Source organism: Ramlibacter sp. (assembly GCF_029866045.1).
Lineage (GTDB): Bacteria > Pseudomonadota > Gammaproteobacteria > Burkholderiales > Burkholderiaceae_C > Ramlibacter.
The window spans coordinates 1-10478 of the sequence record NZ_JARXAB010000092.1 but is presented as its reverse complement, the minus strand read 5'-3'; the positions used below and the strand labels follow the sequence as shown (position 1 = coordinate 10478).

Here is a 10478-nt window from a genome sequence, read left to right as displayed (position 1 = left end):
TGGCCAACCTGGGCCCTGAGCCACTGCCGCATCGCGCGCTACTGGCGACAGCTGCGCGCAGCGGCCGACTCGAGCTGCTCGACGCACCCGCGTGGCTGGCTCATTGCGCCGGCGGCGCGAGCCCCTGGCGTGAATGGCAGGGCGAACCACTCGGCCCCTACGCCCTGGCCCGAGCTTTCCCGTGAGCGGAAAGCTGGCTTCTCGCCTCAGAAATAGTCAGTCTGACATGGGCTAGACACAATCGGCGCAGCCCCAAGGAGATCCCTTGCTTCCAGATATCGACTCGCTCGCACTGTTCGTGCGTGCTGCAGAACTTCGCAGCCTTACCAAGGCGGCGGAGGCGTCGCATATCGGGCTGGCCGCAGCAAGTCGCCGGATGGCGTTGCTGGAGCACCGGTTCAAGACCCCCCTGCTCGAACGCTCTTCCAAGGGTGTCGAGCTCACACCGGCAGGCGCCTCGCTGCTGCCCCATGCCAAGACCCTGCTGGTCGAAATCAACCAGATGCAGGCCGAGATGCGCGACCACGCCTCCGGCCGCAAGGGAGCGCTGCGCATTCTGGCCAACACCTCGGTCATGACCGAGTCGCTCCCGGAGCACATGGCCAGCTTCGCCCGCAGCAACCCCGATGTGCGTCTGGTACTCGAGGAGCGCTGGAGCCATGAGATCGTGCGCGCGCTACTGGCCTCGCAAGGCGATCTGGGCGTGATCGTCGACGGCACACCTGCCGAGGGACTGGAATGCCTGCCCTATGTCACCGACCGCATCGCGGTCGTGATGCAACCCCAGCATGCCATGGCCCGAGCACCAGAGATGCACTTTGCCGATCTGCTCGACGACGACCTGATCGCCTTGGAGAGCAGTTCCTCGATGATGCGGCTGCTGACCGAGCAAGCGGTGATCGCCGAGCGGACCCTGCAGGTCCGGGTGGAAGTGCGCAGCTTCGAAGCGGTGTGCCGCATGGTGCAGGCGGGCTTGGGGGTGGGCCTGCTGCCCTATCAAGCAGCGAGTGTTCTGGGCAAGGGCATGAACCTCACGGTGCGTCCGCTCACCGAGGAATGGGCCGAGCGCCGCATGCTCATTTGTATGAAGAAAGAGCGCGCCCACCACCCCACGGTCGCCAAACTGGTACGGCACATGGTGGCCAGCGCCGCCGCCTGAGCGCCCGGCGCGCCCCACGGCGGGCGCATTTCGAAAAAGCACAAGCCGGCTTTGCCCAAATTCCCATGGACGCTACGGGCGGCAGGTTCAAGAATGCGCCACAGATCCGTGGCGCAGGTATGGCGCTGCGGCAGCGTCATCACCAGGAATCTTGGCCATGCAGTGCGACCGCCCCGACCTTTTCCCCGCCGCCATCGGCCAGCATGCGGCGCAAGCCCTGTACGGCCACCTGATCGGAGGGGCCATGGTGGGCAGTGCCGATGCCCCGCCCCTGCCGGTCATCGCACCGGCCACCGGCGCGCGATTCGCCTGGCTGTCCGCCGGCGGCGCCGCCGAGATTGAAGCGGCGGTGCAGGCCGCCCGAGCCGCGCTGGCGGGGCGCTGGGGTGCGATGTCGGCCACCGAGCGCGGACGGGTCATGCAGAGGTTTTCCGCTCTGGTACTCGCCCACACCGAACGCCTGGCCTGGCTGGAAGCGCACGACACCGGCAAGCCGATCTCACAGGCAAGGGCAGACATGGCGGCAGTCGCACGCTATTTCGAGTTTTACGGCGGCGCGGCAGACAAGATCCACGGCGAGGTCATCCCCTACCTGGCGGGCTACAACGTCACTGTGGTGCGCGAGCCCCTGGGCGTCACCGCTCACATCACGCCCTGGAACTACCCGGCCCAGATGTTCGGGCGCACCATCGCGCCGGCGCTGGCCATGGGTAATGCCGCCGTGCTCAAACCGGCCGAGGAGGCCTGCGCGGTCTGCCTGGAGATGGGCGCACTGCTGGTCGAGGCCGGCCTGCCCGCCGGCACCCTGAACATCGTGACCGGCGTGGGTGAGGAAGCCGGAGCCGCGCTGACCGCGCACCCCGACATCAACTTCATCTCCTTCACGGGTTCTCCAGAGGTCGGCCAGCTCGTGCAGCAGGCCGCCGCACGCCACCATGTGCCAGTGGTGCTGGAGCTGGGTGGCAAGTCGCCGCAGATCGTTTTCGAGGACGCCGACCTGGCGCAGGCCGCCACCCTGGTGTGCAAGGCCATCACTCAGAACGCCGGTCAGACCTGTTCGGCGGGCAGCCGGGTGGTGGTCCAGCGCAGCGTCGCCGAGCGCTTTACCACCCTGCTGGCCGAGCGCTTCGCCGCGCTGCGCATCGGCCGGCCCGAGGACGATGCCGACCTGGGCCCGGTGATCAACGCCACCCAGCAGACGCGTGTGCAGGGCTTCATCGACCGCGCTCGCGCGGACGGACTGCCGGTCATCGCAGAGGCACAGCTTCACAAGGGCCTACAGGGCGGTTACTTCGTCGCACCTACCGTGTTCGGGCCGGTGCCGGCCACCCACCCCCTGGTCTGCCAGGAGGTGTTCGGCCCGGTGCTGGCGCTGCAGGTGTTCGACACCGAGCAGGAGGCAGTGGCGATTGCCAATGGCACCGAGTTTGGTCTGGTCGCCGGGGTCTGGACACGTGACGGCGCCCGCCAGCAGCGCATGGCCCGCGCCATCGTCTCTGGCCAGGTGTTCATCAACTGCTATGGCGCTGGCGGCGGGGTCGAACTTCCCTTTGGCGGCACCAAGCGCAGCGGCCATGGGCGCGAGAAGGGCCTGCTGGCGCTGGAAGAACTGAGCACCACCAAGACCATCGTCAACTGCTATGCCGGCTGAAGACGCTGAAGGTCACGCAAGATGAACCCGCAACCACTCGACGGAATTCTGGTCATCGCCCTGGAGCAGGCGGTGGCCGCGCCCTATTGCTCAAGCCGGCTGGCCGACGCCGGGGCGCGGGTGATCAAGATCGAGCGCCCCGAGGGCGACTTTGCCCGTGGCTATGACGGCGCGGTGCACGGCGAATCCTCCTATTTCGTCTGGATCAACCGCGGCAAGGAGTCGCTGGCCCTGGACCTGCGCCAGGATGATGACAAGGCCCGCCTGCACACGCTGCTGGCCAGCGCCGATGTGTTCCTGCAGAACCTGGCGCCGGGTGCCGCACAGCGCCTGGGCTTCGGCTCGGAAGAACTGCGCCAGCGACACCCGCGCCTGATCACATGCGACATTTCCGGCTACGGCGAAGACGGACCGCTCAAGGACCTCAAGGCCTATGACCTGCTGGTGCAGGCCGAAAGCGGCCTGGTGGCCGTGAGCGGAGCGCCCGGCCCCTGGGGCCGTATCGGGGTGTCGGTCTGCGACATCAGCGCCGGAATGAATGCGCTGATCGGCGTGCTCGAAGCGCTCTTGCAACGCACCCGCACCGGCCGCGGCAGCGGAGTCAAGGTCTCGCTGTTCGGGTCGGCCGCCGAACTGATGGCCGTTCCCTACCTGCAGGCCCGCTACGGTGGGAAAGCGCCCGACCGGGTGGGCCTCAAGCACCCCAGCATCGCCCCCTACGGCGCCTTCACCTGCGCCGACGGCCGGGAGGTGGTGCTCTCCATCCAGAACGAGCGCGAATGGGCCAGCTTCTGCGAGCAGGTGATGGGAGATCCGGCCCTGGCGCTGGACCCGCGCTTTGCCGACAACGCAGCCCGCACCCGCCACCGCGAGGCGCTAGAAGCTGCGGTGCAGAGGGTGTTCGGTGGTCTGGGCTATGCCGAGGTGGTCGACCGGCTGACCGAGGCGCAGACCGCATTCGGCTCGATCAACTCGGTGCACGACCTCATCGAACACCCTCAACTGCGCACCCGTCCGATGGACGTCCACGGCCATGAGGTCCAGATGCCGGCTCCGCCCTATGCGACGGAGTGGGAGGCCGACCGCTTTCCCTCGGCGCCGGATCTGGACCAGCACCAAGAATTGCCCGAATCACGCCCTGCGCGCTGAGGATTTTCTCGGCATCCCGGTATGAGGGGCAGACCGAGTGATGTGTAGACTGGATGCCAATTTGACTTAAACATCCAGACCAGGTTGCCGAGATGGACCTCAACTTTTTTTCTATTGTTCGCCCTGGCTTGCTTGGGATGCTGTGGGTAGCTTGCATGAGCACCAGCGTCGGGCACGCTGCTGAAATCATCACTTTCAGGTCCTGGGCGGGCAACCAGCTCAAGGAACAGGAAGTCATCGCCGAGCTTCATCTGCCGACGGGTTCGGCCAACCGGCTTCCCGTGATCATCACTCAGCACGGGAGCACCCAAGACACGCCCTTTAAATCTGGCAAGGGAAGGACGGACGTTTACTCTCAACAGATCATCGACAAGGGCCTGGCGCAGGGTTTTGCGGTCGTCGCCATAGACGCCTTTTATCCACGCAATACCCGAGCAACAGAAAAAGAGCTGTTTCCAGCCGCCCAGTTTTACGCCCTGACGCTGCGGAACTTACTTGCCAGTGACAGCCGCTTCGATCCGGAAAGAATTTTTTATACCGGATTCAGCTACGGCGGGCAAATGGTCATCGAGACGCTGATGCCCTTGGCGAACGAATATCGCAACATGCGATGGCGCGCCATCGCATCGGCCGAGGGGAACTGCCAGATCCAACCGAAGGCGCGCGCAGGCTCGCCACCATCCATCTTCGTCTTGGGTGAGCTCAGCCACTACCCGCCCAAGCCATGCGTCTACCTGTCCGAGCAACTGAAACAGGCTGGCAATGTTTCAGAGCATGTGACCATCCCCGGCGCGAGTCACTACTACAGCCTCTCCGGGGTACGAGACGTCGTGGCCAATTCCAGAACCTTGCAAGCCTGTACGGATAACCCGGTCATTCGAGAGGATGGTCGGATTGCGTATCACTTGGATGGGACGCCAACTGATGTCGCGAAGGCCTTCCAAACTTGTTCGGGCAGAAAAGGGCATACCCGGGGGAACGAAGAAAAATTGGGCGAGGCTACGGACCACGTGATCCGATTCTTCACTCAATACAAATAGTCGCCCCGAGAGCCATTCAGGCCGGCAGCACACCTTCCACCACGATCATGTTCGAAGTGGCCGAGCGCTGGCGTAGCGCGCGCGCCCGCGCGTACTCCGGCGAGTCGATCCAGGCGCGTGCTTGGGCCACGCTGGGAAACTCCAGAATCACCAGGCGCTGGGGTGACCAGCCTCCCTCGAGGGACTCGACCGCACCGCCACGCGCCAGAAAGCGCCCGCCGTAGGCGGCCACTGTGGGCGGGGACAGGCGCTTGTAGTCCTCGAACAGAACCGGGTCGGTGACAACCATGTCGTTGATCACATAAGCAGCCATGTCCCCGGTCCTCCTCAGGCGGCTTTCTTCGCGTCGGCCGGTTGCTGGCGCACCTCAATGCCCAGCTCCCGCTCGCGAATGAACATCAGCGCCGCGGTGTCGCGGTCACCCAAGCCCATGCCGATGGCACGGTCCATCGTGGCCTGCGCGCCGCGGCCGACCGCAGCGGTAAAGCCCATGTCCTCGGCCGCCTCGCAGGCCAGACGAACGTCCTTGCAGGCCAGACGGATGGCAAAGCCCGGGCTGTCGTCGCCGAGGAACACCTTCTTGGGCATGGCCACCGCCAACTGCTGGTTCCAGGCCATGGTGGTGCGCATCACCTCCTGCATCAACTCCAGGGTGAGCCCGTTCTTGATGCCGATGGCCAGTGCTTCGGTGTTGGCGCACATGATGGTGGTGGCCAACAGGTTGTTGGTCATCTTCATCGCATGGCCGGTGCCCGGGCCGCCGCAGAAGTAGGTGTCGGTGCCCATGCACTTGAGGACTGGCATCGCCTGGTCGATGGCTGGGCCGTTGCCGCCCACCATCAACGTGAGCGTGCCAGTGACCGCATGCTCGCTGGTCTTGCCCACGGGGGAGTCGACCAGTTCCTTGCCCTGCGCCCGGAGCGCATCGCCGACCCGGCGCGAGGTGGCCGGGTCGATGGTGCTCATCTCGATGACGATGCCGCCCGCCTTGAGGCCGGCAGCGATGCCATCGGGTCCCAGGACCGCCTGTTCGACGTGCTGGGGCTCGGGCAGCATGGTGACCACGAAGTCGCTGGCAGCGCCAACTTCACGCGGTGTCTTGGCCGCCTTGGCGCCGGCCTGGACCAGACGGTCCACCGCCTGCTGGCTGAGGTCAAACACGGTCAGTTCATGCCCGTGCTTGAGGATGTTCGCGGCCATGGGTCCACCCATGACGCCCAGGCCGACAAATCCGACTTTCATTGAGGGTAACTCCGGTACAAGGTTGAAAAAGGGGTTTAGCTGCGGTCAGCCCACTGGTTGATTTCCCAGACCGGACGGCCACGCAGGTCGGCAACGTTGGTACGGGTGAATTCGCCTGCAACGGGCTTTGAACCCAAGCGGTCGTAGGCCTGCTTCATCAGCGGCGCGGTGCGAGAGAAGGCGCCCTTGATGGTCGACCAGGCCAAGGGCTTTTCGATGACCTTGTTCTCGGCCATGAAACGGCTGGTTTCGAGAATGGCGCGGGCATCGGCCTCGGTCGGCCAGGACCAGCCACGGGAGAACAGCACGTCATCGTTGACCACTTTGGCGCCCTGCACGTTGTCGAGCTTCCAGTAGTCACGCACCAACTGCGAGACCACGCCCGGGTCCATGGCGGACAGCGCGGCGACCGACTCTTGCTGCGCGATCAGGAAGGCCAACACCGCTTGCGGATGCTGATCGATCAGGCCGTTGCGGCCGATCCAGAACGAGCGGTGCAGGTAGTAGCCGTCGGGGAAGAAGGGGGACTTCTTCGCGTTGGGCAGCAGTTTGCCGGCGCCCTTGCCGGCCGGGCCGTCATAGTGTTCCTCGGTGTAGCCGAAGGAGTTGGCCAGAGCCACCGTGCCGCTGGCCTGGGCCGCCAGGTAGGCGGGGTAAATGGTGCAGGTGGCGTCCACACCGGTCGGCACCGAGGCCGCCTGGGCATGGGTGGGCATGTTCACGAAGCGGATGCCGGTTTCCTTGATGTCTTCCACACCCATCTCGAAACGCAGCATCTGGAACAGCGCGCTTTGCGGGTCGCCGCCGAGCGATACGCCGATGGTCTTGCCCTTGAGGTCGGCGAAGTTGCGGATCGGGGAGCCCTTGCGGGTGGTGATCAAAAAGCGCAGGTGCCCTTCGCCCACCACCATCAGGCTGATCGGCAAGCCGGTGGAAAGGCCCCGGGTGATGGGGGTGTTGCCCCACATGCCGATGTCGAGGTTGTTGCCCACCATGGCCTCGACCATGGGAAGCGCCGTGGGGTACTCGCGCCAGTCGATGGTGAGGTCGTAGCCCAGTTCAGAGGCGCGGCGCTCCATCAACTTGTTGTTGATCATGTACTGGGTCATGGGCGAATTGCCCGCGGCCCACGGGATACGCCCGATGGAGATCTTGAGCGGGCGGCGCGAGCCTTGGGCGTGCACCAGGGCGGGCATGCCCAGGGCCGATGCCCCGGCGAGGGCGGCGCCCCCGAGTACGAGCTGTCGGCGGTTGGCGGTCAGTGGCTTGGACATGATGTCTCCTTTCGTGGTTTGGCTTGGCATGTCGACGGTGAAAAAACGGTTTGGCCTGCAAGGCGTCAGTGGCTCGGGGTCTTCTCGGTGGCGGCACCGACCTGGGAGCCGCCGACCTGAGACCCGCCGATGGCCCGGCGGGCCTCGTCGCGGATCAAGGCCCAGATCTCTTCGACCCGACGACCAAAATGCGGGTCAGCGCGCGAGGATTCGGTGCGGGGGCGCGGCAGATCGATGTCAAGCACCGCGCGCACACGGCCCGGGTGGCTGCTCATGACCACCACACGGTCGGCCAAGAACACGGCTTCCTCGATGTCGTGGGTAATGAAAACAGCGGTCTTGCGCTGCTCGCGCGGAGCGGTCTGACCCCAGATCTGGAGCAACTCCATCTGCAGAATCAAACGCGTCTGCGCGTCGAGCGCGCCCAGGGGCTCGTCCATCAGCAGTACATCGGGGCCGTTGGCCAGCAGCCGGGCCAGGGCGACGCGCTGGCGCATGCCCCCCGAGAGCTGGTGCGGGTACTTGCGCTCGGAGCCGCGAAGGCCGACCAGGTCGATGAAGTGAACGATGCGCTCCTCGCGCTGGGCCGCTGACAGGTGCAGGCCGGGCGTGCCGTGGCGCAGTCCAAAGCCCACGTTGTCACGCACCGACTGCCACGGCATCAGCGCGTAGTCCTGGAACATCACCCCGCGGTCCGCGCCGGGGCCAGTGATGGGCTGGCCGTCCTTCTGAATCGAGCCGGTGGTCGGGGTGTCCAGGCCCGCGATCATGTTCATGACTGTGGATTTGCCGCAGCCGGAGGGCCCGACCACGCAGATGAACTCGCCGGTCTGGATGTCCAGCGTGAAATCGTCGACCGCCAGCGTGGGCTGACCGGTGTGCGGGGCAATGAAGCTCTTGCTCACCGACTGCAGGCGCAGCTTGGGCGCAGCAGCAGTCGACGGGGAGGAAAGGATGTTGTCCATGGTCAGTCTTTCCAGCGGATGACGCGCGCCTCGATGGCGCGGAAGATGCGGTCAATGAGCAGGGCCACCAGGCCGACGACCACCATGCAGACCACAATCGCATTGAGGTCCACGCTGTACGAATAGAAGATGAACATCATCTGGCCGATGCCACCCGAGGTACCGCCGCCCGACTTGGCCCCCACTGCCAGTTCGGCGGCGATGATCGCGGTCCAGGCCACGCCCATCGAGAGGCGGGCCCCAAGCAGAATGCTCGGCGCGGCACCGGGCAACACCACATGGCGCAGGATGGTCAGGCGCGGCACCCCCATGGTCTGCGCCGCCTGCACCAAGCGCCGCTCGACCCGGCTGACACCGTGCACCGTGTTCACCAGCACCGGGAAGAAGGCGGCGTAAGCCACGATGGCCAGGGCCGAAGGTGTGCCGGTGCCAAACCAGAGGATGGCGATCGGCAAGATGGCCATGGGTGCGATTGGGCGAAAGCTCTCGACGATGGGGTCGAGGTTCTCCTGCACACGCCGGCTTGATCCCATCAGGGCACCGATTACAACGCCAAGAACCAGGGCGATGCCAAAGCCAGCGAGCACGCGCCCGAGGCTTTGCACCAGGGCCATGGGCAAATCACCGCTGGCCACCAGGGTGATGGCAGCGGCCACCACGCGGGCCGGCGCCGGCGCAGGGCTTTCTGGCGGCAGGGTCATGGCCCAGGCCTGCCAGGCCAGTAACAAGACCAGGGGCAGGGCCAGCGCCTGGGCCAGACGCGGCAACAGGGCTTGTGGGTTTTGCAGGGCGGCGCTCATTGCAGACCCGTCCCTTCCGACCAGGGGGTGAGAACACGCTGCAATGCGCGCAGGCCGGCGTCGCACAGGAAGCCGACCACCCCGATCACCAAGATGAAGGAGAAAACTTTGGACGTCATCAGCATCTGCCGGTACCACTCGATGGCAAAACCCAGTCCGCTGGGCGCACCAATGAGTTCGGCGGCGACGATGGCCGCCCAGGCGCCGGCAAAGGCCAGGCGCACACCCACCATGACCGTGGGCAGCGCCGCCGGGATGATCACGTGTCGTAGCAGCGCCGTCGGGCCCACGCCCATGGTCCGCGCCGCCAGCACCAGGCGCTTGTCGACGCTGCGCGCGCCAGACACCGTATTGAGAAGGATGGGGAAAAAGGCGACGTAGACCATGATGAACACGGGCAGCGTGTCGCCGACGCCGAAGATGAAGAGGGCCAGGGGCAGCCAGGCAATGCCTGAGATTGGCCGCAGCAGTTCCACCAGCGGGTCAATGAAGGCCTCCGCCCGGCGGCTAAGGCCCATCCAGAAGCCCAGGGGCACGGCCACCACGATGGCCAGGGCCAGCGCAATCAGCAGCCGAACGGTGCTGATTGCTGCGTGCTCGAACAACTCCTTATCGCGCGCCAAGCCCCACAGCGCGCTGAGAACGCTTTGGGGCGTGGGCAGTTGCAAGGGATTGGCATTCCAGGTGGCCAGCAGCCACCACAGGGCAGCAAAGACCGCGAAGGAGCGCAGGGCAATCAGCCAGCTCCGGCCAGCGCCAGCGCCAGCGGGCCGGCGCTGGCCCGCCGCGGCCGGGGTGGCTGGCCGAGGATCGGGAAGGGGCATGGCGCGGGTCACCGGTCAGGCGTCAGCGGGTGACGGAGAGGAAGCCACCGTCGATATAGAGCGTGTGGCCGTTGATGTAGGCGCCCGCGTCCGATGCGAGCAGCAGCGCGGCGCCGGCGATGTCCTCGGGCCGGCCCCAGCGGCGTGCCGGCGTCCAGCCGGCGACGAAGGCGTTGAAGTCCTTGTCGGCTGCTTGGCTGAAGGGGGTGATGGTGTAGCCCGGCGCCAGTGCGTTGGCGGTGACGCCAGTGCCGGCTAGGTCGGCGGCGATCGCACGGGTAAAGCCCGACACGCCGGCCTTGGCCGACACATAGGGCACCAGGTTGGGCCGCGACACATGGTTCATGATCGAACCCATGTTGATGATGCGGCCT

The 10478-nt window shown here is 65.8% G+C and carries 12 protein-coding genes; 5 read left to right on the top strand and 7 right to left on the bottom strand.

Annotation, left to right across the window (positions count from 1 at the left end):
* From QE494_RS10480 to QE494_RS10460, 5 genes are all read left to right on the top strand, one after another.
* The coding region (locus QE494_RS10480) for a hypothetical protein (protein WP_300043134.1) at nucleotides 1–185 on the top strand (185 nt) is incomplete at its 5' end.
* A gap of 80 nt (nucleotides 186–265) precedes the next feature.
* Nucleotides 266–1159, top strand: a complete 894-nt coding sequence (locus tag QE494_RS10475; RefSeq protein WP_300043132.1) for a LysR family transcriptional regulator — start codon at nucleotides 266–268, stop codon at nucleotides 1157–1159.
* Between the two features lie 244 nt (nucleotides 1160–1403).
* The gene (locus tag QE494_RS10470; RefSeq protein WP_300043136.1) at nucleotides 1404–2810 is read left to right on the top strand and encodes an aldehyde dehydrogenase family protein; all 1407 of its coding nucleotides are present in this window, start codon (nucleotides 1404–1406) and stop codon (nucleotides 2808–2810) included.
* Between the two features lie 21 nt (nucleotides 2811–2831).
* On the top strand, nucleotides 2832–3959 hold the full coding sequence (locus QE494_RS10465) for a CaiB/BaiF CoA-transferase family protein (protein WP_300043130.1): 1128 nt from the start codon (nucleotides 2832–2834) through the stop codon (nucleotides 3957–3959).
* 92 nt (nucleotides 3960–4051) lie between these two features.
* Entirely contained in the window at nucleotides 4052–4999 is a 948-nt protein-coding gene (locus QE494_RS10460; RefSeq protein ID WP_300043128.1) for a dienelactone hydrolase family protein, read from the top strand.
* Nucleotides 5000–5015: 16 nt separating this feature from the next.
* On the opposite strand, the gene QE494_RS10455 is transcribed toward QE494_RS10460, so the two are convergent.
* From QE494_RS10455 to QE494_RS10425, 7 genes are all read right to left on the bottom strand, one after another.
* Nucleotides 5016–5312 (bottom strand): DUF1330 domain-containing protein, encoded by a 297-nt coding sequence (locus tag QE494_RS10455; RefSeq protein WP_300043127.1) that lies wholly within the window; start codon nucleotides 5310–5312, stop codon nucleotides 5016–5018.
* A gap of 14 nt (nucleotides 5313–5326) precedes the next feature.
* Complete coding sequence (locus QE494_RS10450) at nucleotides 5327–6241, bottom strand: NAD(P)-dependent oxidoreductase (protein WP_300043126.1); 915 nt, start codon at nucleotides 6239–6241, stop codon at nucleotides 5327–5329.
* A gap of 35 nt (nucleotides 6242–6276) precedes the next feature.
* Nucleotides 6277–7515 carry an ABC transporter substrate-binding protein gene (locus QE494_RS10445; protein WP_300043125.1) on the bottom strand — a complete coding sequence of 413 codons (1239 nt, stop codon included), beginning with the start codon at nucleotides 7513–7515 and terminating at the stop codon, nucleotides 6277–6279.
* Nucleotides 7516–7580: 65 nt separating this feature from the next.
* Nucleotides 7581–8480, bottom strand: coding sequence for an ABC transporter ATP-binding protein (locus tag QE494_RS10440; RefSeq protein ID WP_300043124.1), 900 nt, complete (start codon nucleotides 8478–8480; stop codon nucleotides 7581–7583).
* A gap of 2 nt (nucleotides 8481–8482) precedes the next feature.
* Nucleotides 8483–9280 carry an ABC transporter permease gene (locus QE494_RS10435; RefSeq protein ID WP_300043122.1) on the bottom strand — a complete coding sequence of 266 codons (798 nt, stop codon included), beginning with the start codon at nucleotides 9278–9280 and terminating at the stop codon, nucleotides 8483–8485.
* A complete protein-coding gene (locus tag QE494_RS10430) occupies nucleotides 9277–10104 on the bottom strand; it encodes an ABC transporter permease (protein ID WP_300043119.1) in 828 nt (275 codons plus the stop codon). Before QE494_RS10430 ends, QE494_RS10435 begins: the two co-directional genes overlap by 4 nt.
* Before the next feature lie 22 nt (nucleotides 10105–10126).
* A partial coding sequence (locus QE494_RS10425) for an SDR family NAD(P)-dependent oxidoreductase (protein WP_300043117.1) occupies nucleotides 10127–10478 on the bottom strand: 352 nt, incomplete at its 5' end.

What these genes read in the sequence shown, in the direction of transcription:
- QE494_RS10435 (WP_300043122.1), bottom strand. Translation starts at nt 9,280, where the DNA reads ATGAGCGCCGCCCTGCAAAACCCACAAGCCCTGTTGCCGCGTCTGGCC.
- QE494_RS10470 (WP_300043136.1), top strand. Translation starts at nt 1,404, where the DNA reads ATGGTGGGCAGTGCCGATGCCCCGCCCCTGCCGGTCATCGCACCGGCC.
- QE494_RS10450 (WP_300043126.1), bottom strand. Translation starts at nt 6,241, where the DNA reads ATGAAAGTCGGATTTGTCGGCCTGGGCGTCATGGGTGGACCCATGGCC.
- QE494_RS10440 (WP_300043124.1), bottom strand. Translation starts at nt 8,480, where the DNA reads ATGGACAACATCCTTTCCTCCCCGTCGACTGCTGCTGCGCCCAAGCTG.
- QE494_RS10430 (WP_300043119.1), bottom strand. Translation starts at nt 10,104, where the DNA reads ATGCCCCTTCCCGATCCTCGGCCAGCCACCCCGGCCGCGGCGGGCCAG.
- QE494_RS10465 (WP_300043130.1), top strand. Translation starts at nt 2,832, where the DNA reads ATGAACCCGCAACCACTCGACGGAATTCTGGTCATCGCCCTGGAGCAG.
- QE494_RS10455 (WP_300043127.1), bottom strand. Translation starts at nt 5,312, where the DNA reads ATGGCTGCTTATGTGATCAACGACATGGTTGTCACCGACCCGGTTCTG.
- QE494_RS10460 (WP_300043128.1), top strand. Translation starts at nt 4,052, where the DNA reads ATGGACCTCAACTTTTTTTCTATTGTTCGCCCTGGCTTGCTTGGGATG.
- QE494_RS10445 (WP_300043125.1), bottom strand. Translation starts at nt 7,515, where the DNA reads ATGTCCAAGCCACTGACCGCCAACCGCCGACAGCTCGTACTCGGGGGC.